Here is a 20,591-nt window from a genome sequence, read left to right as displayed (position 1 = left end):
CATGGCTTCACAAGCACCCTGTTCCGATCCGTTGTCCGTGTCTCCTCATGCGAAGGTGCTCTCGTGGACTTCAAGACCGCCACCGCGCTGCGCCGGCTCCGCCTGGTCTCCGCGCCCGAGGCCGTGTCCTTCCTCCTGCTGCTCGTCTCCTCGGTGCTCAAGCGCACGACTGACTTCAACGCGGTGCCGGTGATGGGGTGGGTGCACGCCGCCCTCTTCATCCTCTACCTGGTCTTCTGGGCGGACGCCTGGAACAAGACCAAGTGGGGCTGGAAGACCGCCGCGCTCTACTTCGTGCTCGGTGTCTTGCCCACCGGCGGCTTCTTCGCCGAGCGCAAGCTCAAGCGCGAGGCCGAGGCCGGTGTGATCGCGGCGCGGGCGCGCCGCGAGGGCGTGGTCAACGTATGATCGTCGCCTTCTCGGTGACCCCGCTGGGCGTCGGCGAGGACGTGGGGGAGTACGTCGCGGACGCGGTACGGGTGGTGCGCGAATCGGGCCTGCCGAACCGTACGGACGCGATGTTCACCTCGATCGAGGGCGAGTGGGACGAGGTCATGGCCGTGGTCAAGCGCGCCGTGGCGGTGGTGGAGGCGCGCGCCCCGCGCGTCTCCGTCGTCATGAAGGCCGACATCCGCCAGGGCGTGACGGACGGCCTCACCTCGAAGGTGGACACGGTGGAGCGGCACCTCTCGGAGTGACGCCCTCTGGAGCGGAGGCGCCCCTGCGGGCAGGCTGAGCACATGCCAACGTCCTCAGGGTCCGGGGCCACGGACCCGGCCGCGTTACGCCCCGGCACTCCCGCCGCCGTACGCGCACCGCGCGCCGGCTACGGCGCCGTCTTCGCCTTCCCCGAGTTCCGCACGGTCTTCGCCGCGCATCTGATCTCGATGCCGTGCGAGATGGCGGGCGGCATGGCGCTGTCCGTCCTCGTCTACCGGCTCACCGGGTCGCCCCTCCTCAGCGCCCTCACCTTCGCGACCGCGCTGCTGCCGTACGTGATCGGCGGCATCCTGCTGTCCGCCGTCGCCGACCGCTACCCGGCCCGCCGGGTGCTCGTCGTATGCGACCTGGTGCACGCGGGCTGTGTGACCGCCATGGCGGTCCCCGGGATGCCGGTGGCCGCCCTGCTCGCGCTGCGCTGCGTCCCCGCGGCGATCTCGCCCGTGTTCAGCGGCACCCGGGCGGCCACGCTGGGCGACATCGTCGGCGAGGGCGATCTGTTCGTGCTGGGGCGCTCGGTCATCCGCATCACCGCGCAGAGCGCCCAGCTGGCCGGGTTCGCGGTGGGCGGGCTGCTGCTGACCGCCGTGTCGCCGCGTACCGTCCTGGTGATCATGGCCGCGGCGCTGTGCTGCTCGGCGCTGCTGCTCCGCTTCGGCACCCGCCACCGCCCCGCGCGCCGCACGTCGGGGGACGGGGCGGGCGGGGCGCTGCTCGGGGACTCGCTGCGCGGCGTACGGCAGCTGTTCGCCGACCGCAGGGTCCGGGCGCTGCTGCTGCTGTCCTGGGTGCCGCCGCTGTTCGTGGTGATGCCGGAGGCGCTGCTGACGCCGTTCGCGGACGCCCAGGGGCTGGGCTCCGTCGGGCTCGGGCTGCTGATGTGCGGGATGCCGGTCGGCGCGGTCGTGAGCGAGGTCCTGGCGGGCTCCCTGCTGGGGCCGCGCGGACGGGCCCGGCTGACGCTGCCGGTGGGGGTGCTCGCGGCGCTGCCCGCCGTCGGGTACGCCGCCGATCCCTCGTTCGGCTGGGCGCTGGCCCTCCAGGTGGTGACGGGCTTCGGGATCGCGTACACCCTCGGCCTGGACCAGTGGTTCCTGGCGGCGGTGCCGGAGGAGCTGCGGGGCCGGGCGATGACCGTGCTGACGGCCGGGCTGATGACCGCGCAGGGTCTGGGGATGGCGGTGTCGGGGGCGGTCGCGGAGTTCCTGCCGGTGCATGCCGTGGCGGCGCTGGCGGGCGGCTGCGGCGCGCTGTGCTCGCTCGTGGTCGCGCTGGAGGTGCGGCGTACGGTCCGTAGGGGTGGACCGGGGCCGGGTGTGGCCGGTTCGAGGGGTGAGACCGGGCTGACCTCGATATGACCGGCCGGTAGGGTCGGTACCGTGCCGAAGCCCCTCAGTCTGCCGTTCGACCCCATCGCCCGCGCCGACGAGCGCTGGAAGCAGCGATGGGGGTCCGTGCCGTCGATGGCCGCGATCACGTCGATCATGCGGGCCCACCAGATCCTGCTCGGTCAGGTCGACGCGGTGGTCAAGCCGTACGGACTGACCTTCGCGCGCTACGAGGCGCTGGTGCTGCTCACCTTCTCCAAGTCTGGTGAGCTGCCCATGTCCAAGATCGGCGAGCGGTTGATGGTGCACCCGACCTCGGTCACCAACACGGTGGACCGCCTGGTCAAGTCGGGTCTGGTCGACAAGCGACCCAATCCGGCCGACGGCCGCGGCACCCTCGCCACCATCACCGACCAGGGCCGTGAGGTGGTCGAATCGGCCACCCGCGACCTGATGGCGATGGACTTCGGGCTCGGGGTGTACGACGCCGAGGAGTGCGGGGAGATCTTCCAGCTGCTGCGCCCGCTGCGGATCGACGCGGAGGACTTCGAGGACGCCGGGGAAGACGGCGCCTGACCGGCCGGGGGCGGCGAAGATCGCCCCGGAACGGACGGTTACGCTCAACCGCATGAAACGAAGCGTCCTGACCCGCTATCGGACGATGGCCTACGTCACCGGTGTGCTGCTGATCCTGCTGACCATCGGCGTGATCGCCAAGTATCTGCTGGACGTGAGCGGCGCGGCCGGGTTCACCAGCGTCGTCGGCATCGCGCACGGCTGGCTGTACGTCCTCTACCTGGTCTTCGCCTTCGACATGGGCTCCAAGGCGAAGTGGCCGTTCGGCAAGCTGGCCTGGGTGCTGCTCGCGGGCACCATCCCGACCGCCGCCTTCTTCGTCGAGCGCAAGGTCTCCCGCGAGCTGGAGCCGCTGGTCAGCGGGTCCGAGACCGAGACCGCGCGGGCCTGAGCCGCTCTTCCCCCTGCGACCTGCGGTAACGGGTCGGCCGGACACCCGGTCGGCCCGACACGGGCGGTCAGCCGTCGACAATTACTAGGACGTCCTAGTAAATTTGAGGTATGGACGCCGAAGGCATTGAGGCAGGCCGCCGCCGCTGGCAGGCCCGGTACGACGCGGCGCACAAGCGTGACGCGGACTTCAGCACCCTGTCCGGGGATCCGGTCGCGCCGGTCTACGGCCCGGCGCCGGGTGACACGGTCGAGGGGTTCGAGCGGATCGGCTGGCCCGGTGAGTTCCCGTACACCCGGGGTCTCTACGCCACCGGCTACCGCGGCCGCGCCTGGACCATCCGCCAGTTCGCGGGCTTCGGCAACGCCGAGCAGACCAACGAGCGCTACAAGATGATCCTCAAGGCGGGCGGCGGCGGGCTGTCGGTCGCCTTCGACATGCCGACGCTCATGGGCCGCGACTCCGACGACCCGCGCTCGCTCGGCGAGGTCGGCCACTGCGGCGTCGCGATCGACTCCGCGTCCGATATGGAGATCCTCTTCAAGGACATCCCGCTCGGCGACGTCACCACCTCGATGACGATCAGCGGCCCGGCCGTCCCCGTCTTCTGCATGTACCTGGTCGCCGCCGAGCGCCAGGGCGTGGACCACGCGGTGCTCAACGGCACGCTCCAGACCGACATCTTCAAGGAGTACATCGCGCAGAAGGAGTGGCTCTTCCCGCCCGAGCCCCATCTGCGGCTGATCGGCGACCTGATGGAGTACTGCGCGCGCGGCATCCCCGCGTACAAGCCGCTCTCGGTCTCCGGCTACCACATCCGCGAGGCGGGGGCGACGGCCGCGCAGGAGCTGGCGTACACCCTCGCCGACGGCTTCGGCTACGTCGAACTGGGCCTCTCCCGCGGCCTGGACGTCAACACCTTCGCGCCCGGCCTGTCCTTCTTCTTCGACGCCCACGTCGACTTCTTCGAGGAGATCGCCAAGTTCCGGGCGGCCCGCCGCATCTGGGCCCGCTGGATGCGCGACGTCTACGGGGCGACGTCCGAGAAGGCGCAGTGGCTGCGCTTCCACACCCAGACCGCCGGGGTCTCGCTCACCGCCCAGCAGCCGTACAACAACGTCGTACGGACCGCGGTGGAGGCCCTGTCCGCCGTGCTCGGCGGCACCAACTCGCTGCACACCAACGCCCTGGACGAGACCCTCGCGCTGCCCAGCGAGCAGGCCGCCGAGATCGCCCTGCGCACCCAGCAGGTGCTGATGGAGGAGACCGGCATCCTCAATGTGGCCGACCCGCTGGGCGGCTCCTGGTACGTCGAGGCGCTCACCGACCGGATCGAGGCCGACGCCGAGAAGATCTTCGAGCAGATCAAGGAGCGCGGCCGCCTGGCCGTGCCGGACGGGCAGCACCCCATCGGGCCGATCACCTCCGGCATCCTGCGCGGCATCGAGGACGGCTGGTTCACCGGCGAGATCGCCGAATCCGCCTTCACCTACCAGCGGGCGCTGGAGAAGGGGGACAAGAAGGTCGTCGGCGTCAACTGCCACCACGGCTCGGTCACCGGCGATCTGGAGATCCTGCGGGTCGGTCACGAGGTCGAGCGCGAGCAGGTGCGGATCCTGGGCGACCGTAGGACCGGGCGGGACGAGGCGAAGGTCGCCGAGGGGCTGGAGACGCTGGTGGCGGCCGCCCGGGACGGCTCCAACATGATCGAGCCGATGCTGGAGGCGGTGCGCGCCGAGGCCACGCTCGGCGAGATCTGTGACGCGCTGCGCGGGGAGTGGGGGATCTACACCGAGCCCGCCGGGTTCTGACCGCCCGGGCCGCCCCCGCCGTTCTCCGTCGTCCCGCCGGGCTGCGCCGCCGCGGCCAGCCCTTGCAGCAGCAGCGTCGAGAAGCCCTGGGCCCATTCCGCGTCCACCGGCTCGGCGCTGACCAGCAGCCGGTGCACCACCGAGCCCGCGATCACGTCGAAGATCAGGTCCGCGTTGCGGGCCGCCGCGCCCGGATCCTCCTCGCGCGGGAGTTCGCCGCGCAGCTGCGCGCGCTCCCGGCCGATCAGCACCAGCCGCTTCTGCCGGTCCACGATCGCGGACCGGACCCGGGCCCCCAGCGCCTCGTCCTGGGTGGCCTCGGCGACGACGGCCATCAGCGCCGTCTTGGTCTCGGGCAGCTCCAGCAGCTCGGCGAAGCGCACCACCACGTTCTCGATGTCCGCCCGCAGACTGCCGCAGTCGGCCGACATCAGATGCTCGTCGAAGACCGCGGCGACCGCGTCCACGACCAGTTCGTTCTTGCCCGCCCAGCGGCGGTAGAGGGTCGTCTTGGCGACTCCGGCGCGTGCCGCGACGTCGCCCATCGTGAGCTTTCCCCAGCCCAGCTCGACCAGGGCGGCACGCGTCGCGCCGAGGATGGCACGGTCGGCCTCGACGCTGCGGGGGCGCCCTGTGCGCCTGCTGGGCGGGCTCATGGCGCATGACCCTACTCGCAGGTAGACGCGGGTGTCCCGGCCAGTTACGCTACGGCTCGTAGCGTAAGGTCGGCCTGTCCTCGGATCGGCTGATGCGCTTTTCCATTCACCGCGTCGAGAGGGGAGGATAGGACCATGCAGCCACGGAACATGTCCATGAGTGGAGTGGTCGACCTCGCCGCGGTGAAGGCGGCCGGGGAAGCGAAGCAGAAGGCGGAGAAGGCACGGGCCGACGCCGCCCGCTCGGGCGCGCCCGCGCCCACGCGCCTGGTCTTCGACGTCGACGAGGCGGGTTTTCAGCAGGAGGTCCTCCAGCGCTCCACCGAAGTACCGGTCGTCATCGACTTCTGGGCTGAGTGGTGCGAGCCGTGCAAGCAGCTCGGACCGATCCTGGAGAAGCTGGCCGGGGAGTACGCGGGGAAGTTCGTCCTCGCGAAGATCGACGTCGATGCCAACCAGATGCTCTTCCAGCAGTTCGGCGTGCAGGGGATCCCCGCGGTGTTCGCGGTGGTCGCCGGGCAGCCGGTGCCGCTGTTCCAGGGCGCGGCGCCGGAGGCGCAGATCCGCCAGGTGCTGGACCAGCTGGTCCAGGCCGCGGAGCAGCAGTTCGGCATCGTCGGTGCCCCGGCCGAGCCCGCGGCGGAGGACGCCGGGCAGGAGGAGGCTCCGGAGGTGCCCGCCGGTCCGTACGACAGCGCGCTGGCCGCGGCCCATGAGGCGCTGGACGCGGGCGATCTGGGCGGTGCCGTCCGCGCGTACCAGAACGTGCTGAACGACGACCCGGCCAACGCGGAGGCCAAGCTCGGCTTGGCCCAAGCCCAGTTGCTGGAGCGGGTGCAGGGTCTGGACGCGCAGCAGGTGCGCAAGGCGGCCGCCGACAGTCCGGCGGACTCGGCGGCGCAGATCGCGGCGGCCGACCTGGATCTGGTGGGCGGTCATGTGGAGGACGCCTTCGGTCGCTTGGTCGACGCGGTGCGGCGCACGGCGGGGGAGGACCGCGAGGCGGCCCGGCTCCATCTGCTGAGCCTCTTCGAAGTGATCGGTGGTGACGATCCCCGAGTGGTCACGGCGCGTAGCGCGTTGGCGCGCGTCCTGTTCTGACCTCGCGGGTCTCAAACGGAACAGCGGCCGCGCTTTACCAAAACTTGGTAAACGCGGCTGCTGTTACTACCAGTAAGGCAGTGGCGGGACTTTGTCCGTTCTTGCCGCTAAATCTCCCGCTCTTTCCGGCCGTTGAGTGGCGACCCTGCGTACCCGGGCTCGACCGACCTGCCGCAGATCGGTTATCTACCCGTTACTCGCTAGTAACGAACCCCTTGTGCACCGGCCGTGAATGGACCACGATCGGCCAAGCTCGGTCCATCTTCAACGAAGCCCGGCAACCGGTCGGTGCGGTGCTGCGGGTGGGTCCCCACCGGGCAGGCCGGCGGCAGTGGCGTCGGCCGTGGACAGGGGGGTCTCTGCCCAACGGGCAGGGCCTGTCCAGGAGGTTGCGCGAGAAGCGTGGCCAGTGGTTGTCGCTCGGGGGTGATCGCCGGTGTTTCGGCGGGTGCAGTTCGCGCCTGTGAGACGTGGGCGCTCTCCTTCCCGAGGACGTAGCACTTCTCCCATCCCAGTTCGGGGCCGCGGCCCCGGTCCGGAGATGTACGTCCGAGAAGGAGGAAAGTCATGGAGTCCCTGGCTCGTGGCGGGACCAGATGGAAGCGGTTCGCCGTTGTCATGGTCCCGAGCGTTGCTGCCACGGCCGCGATCGGCGTCGCCCTGTCACAGGGTGCGCTCGCGGCCTCGTTCAACGTGTCCGGCCAGCAGTTCAAGGTCGCGGTCGACCGGCTCGACGGTACGGGCTTCGCCCAGTACGGCGCGATAGACACCCAGCACGGCGGGAAGAACATCCCCGTCGCGGTGTCCGCGTTCAAGAGCGCCAAGCTCAAGGGTCTGTGCCAGTCGGTGGTCGTCCCGGTCCCGGTCTTCGGCGATGTGTCGCTGAAGCTGTCGGCCGGTAACGGCAGCAAGACGGTGGAGGCGAAGAACCTCTTCATCGACCTCGACCAGCTGGACGCCGACGCGACGTTCCGCGGCATCGACATCGGTGTGGCGGCGGGCGACGCGAACAAGGGTCCCGGGATCAACAAGGGTGACAAGGCCCTTCCCGGCTCCTTCGCCCAGCAGGCCGATTCGGCGACGCTGACCGGTGTGAAGCAGACCGCCTGGGCGACCAGTGCGGGCACGTTCAAGCTCTCCGGCCTTTCGATGAAGGTCAGCAAGGGCAAGAACGAGTGCTTCTAGAGCGCTGAGCTGGAAGGGTGGGGGGCCGCGGCGCTGCCCCTCACCCGGCATCGCCCAGCAGCGCTCAGGCGCCGAGCAGTTGAGTACCGCAGTAGAACTTGCGATCGCCTAGATCGCCAGCCCCAGGGAGCTGTTTTCAATGAGTGCCGAGTCGCCGGGGGCGCGTGACCGTATCAGCCATTGGCGTGAGACCTTCAGGGCATGGCGCTGGCAGCGCCCGTTCTGGGCGGGGCTGCTCACCACCCTGGCCGGGCTGCCGATCATGTACTTCCCGTACAACAGCCTCAACGCGGGCGGGTTCACGATCAACCTGTCCACCACCGCCGGATCCGCTTCGCTCATCATCGGCGTACTGCTGGTGATGCTGGGTCTGACCATGTGGTTCCAGCCCATGGTGCGGGTGTTCGCGGGGGTCGCCTCGATCCTGCTCGGCCTGGTGTCGCTGCCCGTGTCCAACATCGGCGGCTTCCTGGTGGGATTCCTGCTCGCCCTGTTCGGCGGTGGCATGGGGGTCGCCTGGGCGCCGGGCGAGACCCCCACGGCACAGCCGGCCGAGGGGCCGGGAACCGCGCCCAAGGACGGCGCTGACGATGGCGGTGTGCCGGAGCCGGCCGGGGCCGGACCCGCATCGGACCAGGAAGCCACGAATGGGAGGCACCGTGCGGGGTGAAGAGGAGCAGGCCGCGGACGGAAGTCCGCGCCGGGCCAGAACCGGACCGCGGCATGCGGCGCCGAGGAAGTCGGTGCTCACTCGCCTTCAGGTGCCCGCGGGCAAGGCGATAGCGCTGGCCGCCATGCCGACGGCCGTGCTCATGGGCATGGGGCTGACCCCGCAGCTCGCGTCGGCCAACACGCGGGCCGAGGACCGGTACAAGGCCGGACCGTGCGTCTCCCAGCCCGACGAGGCCGACAAGGACGACGCCGAGGGCAAGAAGGACGCGTCCGACGGCAACGACAAGAGCGACAAGGACGGCACGGACGGTAAGGACCAGGACGGTACGTCCGGCTCCAAGACCCCGTCCGACTCGTCCGGCTCGTCCCGGGGTGGCGACACCGCACCCGCCAAGCCGACCCCGACCCCGACCACCCCGACCCCGAGCCCGTCCGGCTCGTCGGGTTCCGGGGGCGAGGAGGAGTCCGAGGAGCCGAGCGCGTCGCCGAGCCCGTCGGAGTCCGAGACCAAGAACCCGCTGGACCCGCTGGGCATCGGGGACAAGCTGCACGACGTCTTCAACCCGGACGAGGACGACGCCTCGGCCGAGCCCAGCGCCACGCCCAGCCCGTCGGCGTCCTCCGCCACGCCCAGCCCGTCGGCGTCCACCGAGAAGAAGGCCGACAACCCGGTCAAGGACACGGTGGACAAGGTCGGCGACGGCGTCAAGGACACCGTCGACAAGGGGAAGAAGGCGGTCGGGGACGCCAAGGACAAGGCCGACAAGGCTCTGCCGAAGCCCTCCCCGTCCGACGGCGCGGACGGCGGCAAGGTGGGTTACCCCTGCCCCGAGTTCGACGCCGACGCGTACAAGAACGCGGAGGACGAGCCGACCGCCAGCCTGCTGCCCGACGACCCGTGGGTCCTCAAGACCACGATGCTCTCCCTGCACGGTCTGGACTACAAGGGCATCGTCGACGTCAAGACGCACAACGGCCAGTCGAAGAAGGTCCTCAAGTTCACCGCCGAGGGCGTGGACATCAAGGATCTGCACCAGCTGGTCAAGGGCCCGGCCGGGACCACCACCAACGTGGCGGCGGACGAGGGTTCCACCTCGACCTTCCGCAACGGCACGGTGACCATGTACACGGAGGAGCTGAAGGGCAACCTCCTGGGCATCATCCCGATCACCTTCAGCCCGAAGACCCCGCCGCCGGTGAACATCCCCGAGGTGTTCTTCACCGATGTGACGGTCACCCAGGCCGGTCAGTTCGGCGGCGAACTGACCATCCCGGGAATGCACGTGTACAAGACCGGGGAATAACCCCGGAAAACCACATACCTGTTCGGGAGCCGCACGCCCTCCTCGGAGGGCACCGCCCGCGGACATCGGGCCCAACCGCCCGGTGTCCGCGGGCGCGTTTGTCCGCGCCGGGCTCTATCATTACCTTGAGTGTTCGCATGGACGCGCACCATGCTGCTTGGGGCGCGCCGGGGGGAAACGGGGGCAGCGGTGGAGAGCCACATTTCGGTCGACGGCCCGGAGCCGGACGAAAGCCTGGAGCAGCTTGCCGCATGGCTGCGCGGCGAGCCCGAACTCGCCGGCCGGGTGAAGGCGAAGGCGGCCCCGCCGCGTGACGGCGAGATGGGGGCGGCCGTGGAGCTGCTCGTCGTCTCGCTGGGCGCGGGCGGCGCGCTCTCCGTCCTCGCGGGCTCGCTGCGGGCCTGGCTGTCCCAGCCGCGCCGCTCCGGCATCAAGGTCACGGTCCACCGCCCGGACGGGCAGCGGCTGGAGATCGACGCCCGGCATGTGACCAAGGAGTCCGTCGAGGAGATTCTCCGGCAGGCGCTGCGCGCAGAAGAGGAATAGCCATGCGGTTGCCCGATTCCGAGCGTTCCCGGGCGGTCCTGATCGGCACAAGTCGCTATTCCGATCCAAAACTTCCGGACCTTCCGGCGGTGCGCGACACCATCGAGGATCTGGCCGCGACCCTCACCCATCCCGCGTACGGGGGCCTTTCTGACCGGCATTGCACCGTGCTGCTGGACAAGGGCGACATTCAGCAGGTGGGCCGTTCCTTACGGGCGACGGCGGCCGGGGCGGAAGACCTGTTGCTGGTCTATTTCGTCGGACACGGCCTGATCGCGCCCAGACGGCAGGACTTGTATCTGTCGCTGGCCGACAGCGAATTCGAGGACCCCGAGTTCGGCTCCCTGGAATACCGCAAACTGCGCGACGTCGTCCTCGACAGCCGCGCCACCTCGAAGGTCATCATCCTCGACTGCTGCTTCTCCGGCCGCGCGCTGAGCGGCACCATGGCCGGGCCGGAGGCCGCCGTGCTGGGGCAGGTCGATGTGGCGGGCACGTATGTCATGGCGTCCTCCCAGGGCAACGAGGTCTCCCTGATCCAGGACGGCGAGAAGAACACGGCGTTCACCGGCCGCCTGATCCGGCTGCTGCGGGACGGTGTGGCGGGCGGGCCCGAGCTGCTCAGCATCGACGAGGTCTACCGGCGGCTCCAGACCGCCATGACCGCGGAGGGTCTGCCCGCGCCCCTCCAGCGCGGCTCGCGGAACGCCGCGCTGCTCGCCCTCGCCCGCAACCGCGCCCACCGCATTCCCGACGACCCCGCCCGCCACGATGCCGCGGTGGCGCTGTGCGAGGCGGGGAAGTACGCGGAGGCGGCGGAGGCGTTCGGCGCCCTGCTGGAGGAGCAGGAGAGCCTGCTGGGCGCCGACCACGTGGCGACGCTGCGCACCCGGCAGTGGCTCGCGCACACCCGCGGCGGGGCCGGTGCGCCCGCGGAGTCGGCGGACCGGCTGCGGGAGATCCACGCCTGGCAGACCCGGCTGCTGGGTCCCGACCACCCGGACACCCTGCGCAGCCGCCAGTTCCTCGCCGTCAACCTGGGCGAGTCGGGGCGGCGGCCGGAGGCGATACGGATGCTGCGGCTGCTGCTGCTCGACCGGCGGCGCGTCCTGGGCGGGGACGACGTCGCGACGCTGCGCACCCGCCATGTCCTGGCCCACAACCTGGCCCTCATGGGCGAGCACGACGAGGCGGCGGCGCTGCTGCGTGAACTGGTCGCGGACCGGGAGCGGGTGCTGGGCCCGGACCATCCGCATACGCTGCGGGCCCGGCGGGATCTGTCCGAACTCGTGGTGGGAGGGTGAGAGATGTTCGAGCGCTTCACCGACCGGGCGCGGCGGGCGATGGTGATGGCCCAGGAAGAGGCCCGGGACCACAACCACCCCTATGTGGGCACGGAGCATCTGCTGCTGGGCCTGATCAGCGAGGAGGAGAGCCCCGCCGTCGAGTTGCTGGCGGGCCTCGGGGCCTGGCGGGCAGGGATCCGCGATCGGGTGGAGAGAGCCCTCACCCGGGGCACGGAGCCTCCCAGGGGGCACCTCCGCCTCACGCCCGAGACCAAGCGCGCTCTGGAGGACGCCCAGCGGGAGTCCGTCCAGCTCGGGACGGACTACATCGGTCCGGAGCACCTTCTGCTCGGCCTGATGGGGCAGCAGGGGACCATCGCCTCCGCGGTCCTGGGGTCGTACGGTCTCCACCTCCAGGCCGTGCGCGACGGGATCCGCGAGCCCGCCGCCCGGGACGCCACGTCGTCGGCGAACGACTTCTTCGGCCGGTTCACCGACCGGGCGCGCCAGGCCCTGTCGGAGGGCGAGAAGTCCGCGCGGAAGCTCAACCACAACCACCTGGGGACCGAGCACATCCTGCTGGGCCTGTTCGCGGTGGAGGGCGTCGCCCTCACCGCGCTGCACAACCTCGGCATCTCGCATGACGCCGTCCGCGACCAACTGCTCAGGACCGCCGGTTTCGGCACGAAGCCGCCGGCCGGGCCCATCCCGTTCACGGTCCGGGCCAAGAAGTCGCTGGAGATGGCGCTCAAGGACGCCTTGACGCTGGGCCACAACTACATCGGTACGGAGCATCTGCTGCTGGGCCTGATGCGGGAGAGCGAGGGCGCCGGGGCGCAGCTGCTGCGCGGGTTCGCCGCTCAGCATCAGGTGCGGGACGAGGTCATTCGTATCCTCAACGCGCCCGCACCGGCCCCGGAGCCGCCGCCCGTGGTCGTCGGCCGCGAACCGGAGATCCAGCGCATCATGCAGATCCTGATGCGCAAGTCCCGCAACAACGCCCTGCTGGTGGGGGAGGAGGGCACCGGGCGCACGTCGATCGTCTCGGGGCTGGCCCAGCGCATCGCCCAGGGCGGCGTACCGGCGGGCCTGGCCGAGGTGCGGTTGCGGGCCGTCGACGCCACGACGGCCGCCCGGGAGACGGTGGAGGACCCGGACCGCACGGTGCTGTTCGTGGACGACGTCCAGCCGTGGGATGCCGATGCGCTGCGCGCGCTCGGGCGGGGGAAGCCGCGGATCATCGCCGTCACCGACCCGGGCACCTTCACGGAACTCCCGGACCTCGGCGCGTACTTCCAGACGGTCCCGGTGAGCGAGCCCACCCATGACGAGGCCGTCGGCATCCTGAAGCGGTTGCGCGGTGAGTACGAGGCCCACCACCAGGTCACCATCACCGATGACGCCCTCGACGCCGCCGTCACCCTGTCCGCGCGGCACAACACCGGCCGCGTACTGCCGGGGAAGGCGGTGGAGGTCCTGGACGAGGCGGGGGCCAGGGTGCGGATGACCGACGGGGCCGCGCAGACCGTGGACGCGCGGCACATCGCGGAGCTGTTCGCGGACCAGACGGCGGACCGAGCCGACCGGGCCGCGGACGGGCCGTCCGTCGACGACCGCTACATCTGGGCCATGAGCTGAGCGGCCGGGCCCCGAAGGGACCCGGCCGCTCAACGAAAACCAACTGGTTACCGGTTCTCGCCGCCCAGGTGGTGCACCCGGACCATGTTGGTGGTGCCGGGGACGCCGGGGGGCGAGCCCGCCGTCATGATCATGATGTCGCCCGCGCTGTAGCGGCCCAGCTTCGACAGCTCGGCGTCCACGAGGTCCACCATCGCGTCGGTGTGCTCCACGTACGGCACCACGAAGGACTCCACGCCCCAGCTCAGCGTGAGCTGGTTGCGGGTCTCCGGGTCCGTGGTGAAGGCCACGATCGGCTGCTGGGCGCGGTAGCGGGAGAGCCGCCGCGCGGTGTCGCCGGACTGGGTGAAGGCGACGAGCGACCTGGCGCCCAGGAAGTCGGCGATCTCGCACGCCGCACGGGCCACCGAACCGCCCTGGGTACGCGGCTTCTTGCCGGGCACCAGCGGCTGGAGGCCGCGCGAGAGCAGCTCCTCCTCGGCGGCCTGGACGATGCGGGACATCACCTTGACGGTCTCGATCGGGTAGGAGCCGACCGACGACTCGGCGGAGAGCATGACCGCGTCCGCGCCGTCCAGGATCGCGTTGGCGACGTCGGACGCCTCGGCGCGGGTCGGCCGGGAGTTCTCGATCATCGACTCCATCATCTGGGTCGCCACGATGACCGGCTTGGCGTTGCGGCGGCACAGCTCGATGAGCCGCTTCTGGACCATCGGGACCTTCTCCAGCGGGTATTCCACCGCCAGGTCGCCGCGGGCCACCATGACGCCGTCGAACGCCGCGACGACGTCCGCCATGTTGGCGACCGCCTGCGGCTTCTCGACCTTGGCGATCACCGGCACCCGGCGGCCCACCTCGTCCATGATCCGGTGTACGTCGCGGACGTCGGCCGCGTCCCGGACGAAGGACAGCGCGACCATGTCGCAGCCCATCGTCAGGGCGAACCGCAGGTCGTCGATGTCCTTCTCGGACAGCGCGGGCACATTGACCGCCGCGCCCGGCAGGTTGATCCCCTTGTGGTCGGAGATCACCCCGCCCTCGATGACGATCGTCCGGACCCGGGGGCCCTCGACGGCGGTGACCCGCAGCTCGACGTTGCCGTCGTTGATCAGGATCTGGTCGCCCTTGGAGACGTCCCCCGGCAGCCCCTTGTAGGTGGTGCCGCAGATCGACCGGTCGCCCTCGACGTCCTCGATGGTGATGATGAACTCGTCGCCGCGGACCAGTTCCACCGGGCCGTCGGCGAAGGTCTCCAGCCGGATCTTGGGGCCCTGGAGGTCGGCGAGGACGCCGACCGCGCGCCCCGTCTCCTCGGATGCCTTGCGAACGCGGTGGTAGCGCTCCTCGTGCTCCGGGTGGCTTCCGTGACTCATGTTGAAGCGGGCCACGTTCATCCCGGCCTCGATCAGCGACTTGAGCTGGTCGTAGGAGTCGACGGCGGGGCCCAGCGTGCAGACGATTTTGGAACGGCGCATGAGGCTGATCCTATCGGTTTGTTTCGGAGCGGAATATTTCTGAGCGAGTCGAAGCCGAACCGAAGGCTAGTCGCTGACCAGATCGAACGTCTGGCTCGCGATCTCCAGCTCCTCGTCGGTCGGCACCACCGCCACCGCGACCCGGCTGCTCCCGGCGGAGATCAGCCGCGCCGCGGAGCCGCGCACCGCGTTGCGCACCGCGTCCACCTCGATGCCGAACGCGGGCAGATCGCGCAGCGCGGCCTCCCGCACCGCCGCCGAGTTCTCCCCGACGCCGGCCGTGAACGCGATGGCGTCCAGCCGCCCCAGCACGGCGGTGTACGCGCCCACGTACTTCCGCAGCCGGTGGATGTAGATGTCGAACGCGAGCTGCGCGGCCTCATCGCCCTCGGCCATCCGGCGGCCGATCTCACGCATGTCGTTGTCCCCGCACAGCCCGATCAGCCCGCTGCGCTTGTTGAGCAGGGTGTCGATCTCGTCCGTCGACATCCCGCCCACTCGGGACAGATGGAAGATCGCCGCCGGGTCGATGTCACCGGAGCGGGTACCCATGACCAGGCCCTCCAGCGGGGTCAGTCCCATGGAGGTGTCCACGCACACCCCGCCGCGGACGGCGGAGGCGCTGGCGCCGTTGCCCAGGTGCAGCACGATCGTGTTCAGCTCGGCGACGTCCTTGCCCAGCAGCTTCGCCGTCGCCCGGGAGACGTACGCGTGCGAGGTGCCGTGGAAGCCGTACCGCCGCACCCCGAACCGGTCGGCGGTCCCGGTGTCGATCGCGTACCGGGCGGCCGACTCCGGCATCGTGGAGTGGAACGCGGTGTCGAAGACCGCGACCTGCGGCAGGTCCGGGCGCAGCGCCCGGGCCACCTTGATGCCGGTGACGTTCGCCGGGTTGTGCAGTGGAGCCAGCGGGACCAGCTTCTCGATCTCCTCGACCACCTCGTCGGTGATCAGGGCGGGCTCGGTGAACCGGGTGCCGCCGTGCACCACCCGGTGGCCGATCGCCGCCAGCTCGGGCGAATCGAGCCCCAGGCCCTGGTCCGTCAGCTCCTCGGCGACCTGCTTGAGCGCGGCCGTGTGGTCGGCGACGGGACCTTCCCCGATCCGCTCCACCAGGCCGGAGGAGAGCCGGGCGCCGTCCGCCATGTCCAGCAGCTGGTACTTGACGGACGAGGAGCCGGAGTTGAGGACGAGGACGCGGGAGCCGTTCACGCGGTCTGCACTTTCTGTAGCGGGGCTGTCAGGGCTGTCGGGGCCGGGGTCACCGGGACTCCGGGGTGGTCGGGGGCGTCTGGGACTGGGCCTGGATCGCGGTGATCGAGACGGTGTTCACGATGTCCTGCACGAGTGCCCCGCGGGACAGGTCGTTCACCGGCTTGCGCAGACCCTGGAGCACCGGGCCGACCGCGACGGCGCCCGCCGAGCGCTGCACGGCCTTGTAGGTGTTGTTGCCGGTGTTGAGGTCCGGGAAGATCAGCACGGTGGCCTTGCCCGCCACCTCGGAGTCCGGCAGCTTGGTCGCAGCGACCGCCGCGTCCACCGCGGCGTCGTACTGGATCGGGCCCTCGACCAGCAGGTCAGGGCGGCGCTCGCGCACCAGGTCGGTCGCCTTGCGCACCTTGTCGACGTCCGCGCCGGAGCCGGAGGTGCCGGTGGAGTACGACAGCATCGCGATCCGCGGCTCCACCCCGAACCGGGCGGCCGTGGTCGCCGACTGGATGGCGATGTCGGCCAGCTGCTCGGCGCCCGGATCCGGGTTGACCGCGCAGTCGCCGTACACCAGCACCCGGTCGGCCAGGCACATGAAGAAGACCGACGAGACGATCTGCGCGCCCGGCGCGGTCTTGATGATCTCGAACGCGGGCCGGATGGTCGCCGCGGTGGAGTGCACCGCGCCCGAGACCATGCCGTCGGCCAGGCCCTCCTGGACCATGAGGGTGCCGAAGTACGAGACGTCGGCGACCACGTCGTACGCCAGCTCGTGATCGACGCCCTTGTGGGCGCGCAGCTTGGCGTAGATCTCCGCGAAGCGCTCCCGCAGCGGCGAGGTCTGCGGATCGACGATCTGCGCCTCGGCGAGCTGGATGCCCAGTTCGGCGGCGCGCTTGCGGATCGTGTCCTCCTCGCCCAGCAGTGTGAGGTCGCACACATCGCGGCGCAGCAGGACGTCGGCGGCGCGCAGCACCCGCTCCTCGGTGCCCTCGGGCAGCACCACCCGGCGGCGTCCGGAGCGGGACCGCTCGATCAGCTCGTGCTCGAACATCATCGGGGTGACCCGGCCGGAGCGGGCCACCGCGATGCGGTCGGTCAGCGCGGCGGTGTCCACATGGCGCTCGAAGAGGCCGAGGGCGGTCTCGGCTTTGCGCGGCGCGCCCGCGTTCAGCTTGCCCTCGATGGCGAACAGCTCGGCCGCGGTCGGGAAGGAGCCGCCCGCCACCGCCGCCACCGGGGTGCCGGGGGCCAGCCGGGACGCCAGCGCCAGGATGTCCGGTCCCGGCCGCTCGTCCAGGGTGAGCAGCACCCCGGCGATCGCGGGGGCGCCCGCGCTGTGCGCGGCGAGCGAGCCGACGATCAGGTCCGCGCGGTCGCCGGGCGTGACCACGAGACAGCCCTCGGTGAGAGCGGGCAGGAAGTTGGGCAGCATCGCGCCGCCGAAGACGAAGTCCCGGACGTCCCGGGAGAGTCCGGCGTGATCGCCGAGCAGTACATCGGCGCCGAGGGTGCGCACGATCTGGGAGACGGTGGGTGCCGACAGCGCCCCGTCCTCGGGGAGGACGTAGCCGGGCACCGGGAGCCGGGTGGCCAGCCGCTCGGCGATCTCCGTGCGGTCGTCCGGCACGGCCCGGTTGACGACGACGGCGACGACGTCGCAGCCCTGCGCCTCGTACGCGCGGTAGGCGTTGTGGGCTTCGGCGCCGACGGCCTCGGCGTTCTGGTCCTGGCCGCCGACGACGGTGATCACCGAGGCGCCGAACTCGTTGGCGAGCCGGGCGTTCAGCCCCAGCTCGTCCGGGAGGCTGGTGTCGGCGTAGTCGCTGCCCAGGACGAGGACGTACTCGTACTCGCGGGACACCTCGTGGAAGCGGTTGACCAGTCGCGACACCAGCTCGTCGGAGCCCTCCTCGGCCTGGAGGGCGGCGGCCTCCTCGTAGCTCATACCGCTCGCCGAGGCGGGCGGCTGGCTGAGCCGGTAGCGGGCCCGCAGCAGGTCGAAGAGGCGGTCGGGGTCGTCGTGCACCAGGGGACGGAAGACGCCGACCCGGTCGACATGGCGGGTCAGCAGCTCCATGACCCCCAGCTCGACGACCTGGCGGCCGTCACCCCGTTCGATCCCGGTCACGTACACGCTGCGCGTCACGCGTGCTCTCCGTTTCCTCGCCGTTTTCCGTACATGCATCCTTCGGACACAAATTGGCCGCTTTCGGTGGCCCAGTCCTCTTGACAATACCTTTGGCCATGGTTAAGGCGCTCGGCAGCATGGGATACAGCACTACCCCGCCCATGAAACAATCGGACTGGCTCACATCTACCCGTAGGGAGCAGGAGACACAGCACGATGCGCATCGGAGTTCTCACCGCGGGCGGCGACTGCCCCGGCCTCAACGCTGTGATCCGGTCGGTCGTGCACCGTGCGGTCGCCGGCCACGGGGACGAGGTGATCGGGTTCGAGGACGGCTTCAAGGGGCTCCTCGACGGCCGTCACCGCAAGCTCGACCTCGACGACGTGAGTGGCATCCTGGCCCGCGGCGGCACCATCCTCGGCTCCTCCCGCCTGGAGCGTGCCCGGCTGCGCGAGGCCTGTGAGACCTCCAAGGACCACGCCCGGGACTACGGCATAGACGTGCTGATCCCGATCGGCGGCGAGGGCACCCTGACCGCCGCCCGGATGCTGTCGGACGCCGGGCTGCCCATCGTCGGCGTCCCCAAGACCATCGACAACGACATCTCCTCCACCGACCGCACCTTCGGCTTCGACACCGCCGTCGGCGTCGCCACCGAGGCCATGGACCGCCTCAAGACCACCGCCGAGTCGCATCAGCGGGTCATGGTCGTCGAGGTCATGGGGCGGCACGCGGGCTGGATCGCCCTGGAGTCCGGCATGGCGGGCGGCGCCCACGGCATCTGCCTCCCGGAGCGGCCCTTCGAGGTCGACGGGCTGGTCAAGATGGTCGAGGAGCGCTTCGCGCGCGGCAAGAAGTTCGCGGTCATCTGCGTCGCCGAGGGCGCGCACCCCGCCGAGGGCGCGATGGACTACCAGAAGGGCGAGATCGACCAGTACGGGCACGAGCGGTTCGCCGGTATCGGCAACCGGCTCGCGGCCGAGCTGGAGCGGCGGCTCGGCAAGGAGGCCCGCCCGGTCATCCTCGGCCACGTCCAGCGCGGCGGCACGCCCACCGCGTACGACCGCGTGCTCGCCACCCGCTTCGGCTGGCACGCCGTCGAGGCCGCCCACCGCGGCGACTTCGGCATGATGACGGCGCTGCGCGGCACCGACATCTCCATGGTGCCGATCGCCGAGGCGGTCACCGCGCTGAAGACCGTTCCGGCCCACCGCATGGACGAGGCCGAGTCCGTCTTCTGAACCACGTCCTGGTACGGTCCCCGCCTGATCCGGGGGACGGACTCGATCAGGGGGGTAGGGAGTTGCGGGCGGGATGGGTGGGTTAACGGACCGTGTGTGGCTGCGCTACGCGATGCTCTTCGCACTGATCACGGCGCTGGTCACCGGCGCCGTCATCGCGATCGGCGGCAAGGGCGGCGGTCATCTCGCCGCCAACCGCGACCAGTTACGGAACGCCTGCGACGGCGCCCTGCCGTACGGCGACCTCGAACGGCTGGTGCGGGACGCCCGGCCCGGTGAGCTGAGACAGCACGGCACCATGCTCGCCCCCGGCCGGGAGAGCCGCTCCCTGCTCGACTGCTCGCTGTCCTGGGGCGGCGGCAACACGGTCACCGTCCACGCCGAGGCGCTCGTCTCGGACGTGCCCCAGGGCATGGAGACCCGCCAGATCGTGAACCCGGGCCCCGGCGACACCTTCACGGCGCCCGGCACCACCGGCCGGTACGGTGCGCGGGGCGCCTGGCTGGTCGCCGACTGCCTGGGCGGGCTGGACGGCCGGGTCCGGCCGACGACCGACCTGTACGTCACGGCCAAGGTCACCGACGGACGCGCCGGGGCCGACCGTACGACCGCGCTCACCGGCTTCCGTACCGCCGTCCACGTCGCCAACGCCATCACCAGGGCGCAGCGCTGCGGCGGGCCTCCGCTGGACCCGCCGTCCCAGGTCGTGGCCACCGCCCGGACCGCCGGGGACCGGGGCGGGAGCGGCGTCACCGGCCCCGCCTCGCGGCGTTGCGACTGGATCAGTCCGTCCTCCGTCCCCGGGCTCAGGCCCGGGGCGTGGACCACGCGCGGCGACGCACAGAACTCCACCTCCCTGAGCGCCTGCACCGGCGACTGGGATCCGGGCGCCCGGCGGAACGAGGGCGTGACGCCGCAGGACTGGCAGATCACCGGGGTCGAGGCGGCCAGTTGGGCGGGGATCCTGGGCCGGTCCGCGTACGACTCGTACGAACGCGAGGGCCATGTGCCCGGCTGGGGCGCGGGCGAGGAGGACCGGCTCGCGAATGCCGGGTCCCCCGGCACCGGCGCATCGGACGAGGACGACCGGGTGGACCGGGTCCCCTCCTACCTCGCCCATCCCCAACTCGCCCTGTGGGCCCGGTCGGTGTGCGGTGGCCGGGTCACCTACCACCGCGTCTCCGTCCTGCCCCGGCTGCACATACCCGACGGCGAGACGGTCCCGCTCGGCCCCGAGCGGCGCACCGCGCTCGCCGAGGCCGCGCACACGCTGCTGGCCCGCTATCTGGGCGCCGAGGGCGGCTGGCCGAAGTCGGCGGG

General features: G+C 71.0%; 19 protein-coding genes. 15 read left to right on the top strand and 4 right to left on the bottom strand.

Annotated elements, in window-relative coordinates; genetic code table 11:
• Positions 1–63 precede the first annotated feature (63 nt).
• The 6 genes from SSOG_RS14505 (at position 64) to icmA (ending at position 4,826) form a co-directional block, all read left to right on the top strand.
• Positions 64–408, top strand: coding sequence for a DUF3817 domain-containing protein (locus tag SSOG_RS14505; protein ID WP_009714976.1), 345 nt, complete (start codon positions 64–66; stop codon positions 406–408).
• Positions 405–698 carry an MTH1187 family thiamine-binding protein gene (locus SSOG_RS14500; protein ID WP_009714975.1) on the top strand — a complete coding sequence of 98 codons (294 nt, stop codon included), beginning with the start codon at positions 405–407 and terminating at the stop codon, positions 696–698. Before SSOG_RS14505 ends, SSOG_RS14500 begins: the two co-directional genes overlap by 4 nt.
• 42 nt (positions 699–740) lie before the next feature.
• Positions 741–2,078, top strand: a complete 1,338-nt coding sequence (locus SSOG_RS14495) for an MFS transporter (RefSeq protein WP_009714974.1) — start codon at positions 741–743, stop codon at positions 2,076–2,078.
• Between the two features lie 21 nt (positions 2,079–2,099).
• A complete protein-coding gene (locus SSOG_RS14490) occupies positions 2,100–2,624 on the top strand; it encodes a MarR family winged helix-turn-helix transcriptional regulator (protein WP_009714973.1) in 525 nt (174 codons plus the stop codon).
• 52 nt (positions 2,625–2,676) lie between these two features.
• Positions 2,677–3,015, top strand: coding sequence for a DUF3817 domain-containing protein (locus tag SSOG_RS14485; RefSeq protein ID WP_009714972.1), 339 nt, complete (start codon positions 2,677–2,679; stop codon positions 3,013–3,015).
• 110 nt (positions 3,016–3,125) lie between these two features.
• Positions 3,126–4,826 carry a coenzyme B12-dependent isobutyryl-CoA mutase large subunit gene (gene icmA / locus SSOG_RS14480; RefSeq protein ID WP_009714971.1) on the top strand — a complete coding sequence of 567 codons (1,701 nt, stop codon included), beginning with the start codon at positions 3,126–3,128 and terminating at the stop codon, positions 4,824–4,826.
• Here icmA and SSOG_RS14475 read toward each other — a convergent pair.
• Positions 4,802–5,482 carry a TetR/AcrR family transcriptional regulator gene (locus SSOG_RS14475; protein WP_009714970.1) on the bottom strand — a complete coding sequence of 227 codons (681 nt, stop codon included), beginning with the start codon at positions 5,480–5,482 and terminating at the stop codon, positions 4,802–4,804. The two genes, icmA and SSOG_RS14475, sit on opposite strands and share 25 nt — an antisense overlap.
• Positions 5,483–5,617: 135 nt before the next feature.
• Here SSOG_RS14475 and SSOG_RS14470 point away from each other — a divergent pair, with 135 nt between their 5' ends.
• From SSOG_RS14470 to SSOG_RS46700, 7 genes are all read left to right on the top strand, one after another.
• On the top strand, positions 5,618–6,583 hold the full coding sequence (locus SSOG_RS14470) for a tetratricopeptide repeat protein (protein WP_009714969.1): 966 nt from the start codon (positions 5,618–5,620) through the stop codon (positions 6,581–6,583).
• Between the two features lie 567 nt (positions 6,584–7,150).
• A complete protein-coding gene (locus SSOG_RS14465; protein WP_009714968.1) occupies positions 7,151–7,768 on the top strand; it encodes a DUF6230 family protein in 618 nt (205 codons plus the stop codon).
• A 139-nt stretch (positions 7,769–7,907) separates the two neighbouring features.
• Positions 7,908–8,438 carry a DUF6114 domain-containing protein gene (locus SSOG_RS14460; protein ID WP_039937579.1) on the top strand — a complete coding sequence of 177 codons (531 nt, stop codon included), beginning with the start codon at positions 7,908–7,910 and terminating at the stop codon, positions 8,436–8,438.
• On the top strand, positions 8,416–9,744 hold the full coding sequence (locus SSOG_RS14455) for a hydrogenase expression protein HypF (protein WP_078510310.1): 1,329 nt from the start codon (positions 8,416–8,418) through the stop codon (positions 9,742–9,744). The genes SSOG_RS14460 and SSOG_RS14455 overlap by 23 nt, the downstream gene beginning before the upstream one ends.
• A 189-nt stretch (positions 9,745–9,933) precedes the next feature.
• On the top strand, positions 9,934–10,290 hold the full coding sequence (locus SSOG_RS14450) for an effector-associated constant component EACC1 (protein WP_050799858.1): 357 nt from the start codon (positions 9,934–9,936) through the stop codon (positions 10,288–10,290).
• 2 nt (positions 10,291–10,292) lie between these two features.
• Positions 10,293–11,594, top strand: a complete 1,302-nt coding sequence (locus SSOG_RS46705; protein ID WP_009714963.1) for a caspase, EACC1-associated type — start codon at positions 10,293–10,295, stop codon at positions 11,592–11,594.
• A 3-nt stretch (positions 11,595–11,597) separates the two neighbouring features.
• Positions 11,598–13,214, top strand: a complete 1,617-nt coding sequence (locus SSOG_RS46700) for an ATP-dependent Clp protease ATP-binding subunit (protein ID WP_009714962.1) — start codon at positions 11,598–11,600, stop codon at positions 13,212–13,214.
• Positions 13,215–13,261: 47 nt separating this feature from the next.
• Here the strand turns inward: SSOG_RS46700 and pyk are convergent, their stop codons facing one another.
• The 3 genes from pyk to pta form a co-directional block, all read right to left on the bottom strand.
• Complete coding sequence (gene pyk / locus SSOG_RS14435) at positions 13,262–14,689, bottom strand: pyruvate kinase (RefSeq protein ID WP_009714961.1); 1,428 nt, start codon at positions 14,687–14,689, stop codon at positions 13,262–13,264.
• Positions 14,690–14,755: 66 nt separating this feature from the next.
• Positions 14,756–15,901, bottom strand: a complete 1,146-nt coding sequence (locus tag SSOG_RS14430) for an acetate kinase (protein ID WP_009714960.1) — start codon at positions 15,899–15,901, stop codon at positions 14,756–14,758.
• 49 nt (positions 15,902–15,950) lie between these two features.
• A complete protein-coding gene (pta, locus tag SSOG_RS14425) occupies positions 15,951–18,047 on the bottom strand; it encodes a phosphate acetyltransferase (RefSeq protein ID WP_009714959.1) in 2,097 nt (698 codons plus the stop codon).
• 198 nt (positions 18,048–18,245) lie between these two features.
• On the opposite strand from pta, the gene SSOG_RS14420 reads away from it, so the two are divergent.
• Together SSOG_RS14420 and SSOG_RS53555 are read left to right on the top strand one after the other, a co-directional pair.
• Positions 18,246–19,271, top strand: coding sequence for an ATP-dependent 6-phosphofructokinase (locus SSOG_RS14420; protein WP_009714958.1), 1,026 nt, complete (start codon positions 18,246–18,248; stop codon positions 19,269–19,271).
• A gap of 73 nt (positions 19,272–19,344) precedes the next feature.
• The coding region (locus SSOG_RS53555) for a hypothetical protein (protein WP_039937576.1) at positions 19,345–20,591 on the top strand (1,247 nt) is incomplete at its 3' end.

Origin of the sequence: Streptomyces himastatinicus ATCC 53653 (assembly GCF_000158915.1) — a bacterium.
GTDB lineage: Bacteria > Actinomycetota > Actinomycetes > Streptomycetales > Streptomycetaceae > Streptomyces > Streptomyces himastatinicus.
This window is presented reverse-complemented; position numbering and strand designations above follow the sequence as displayed.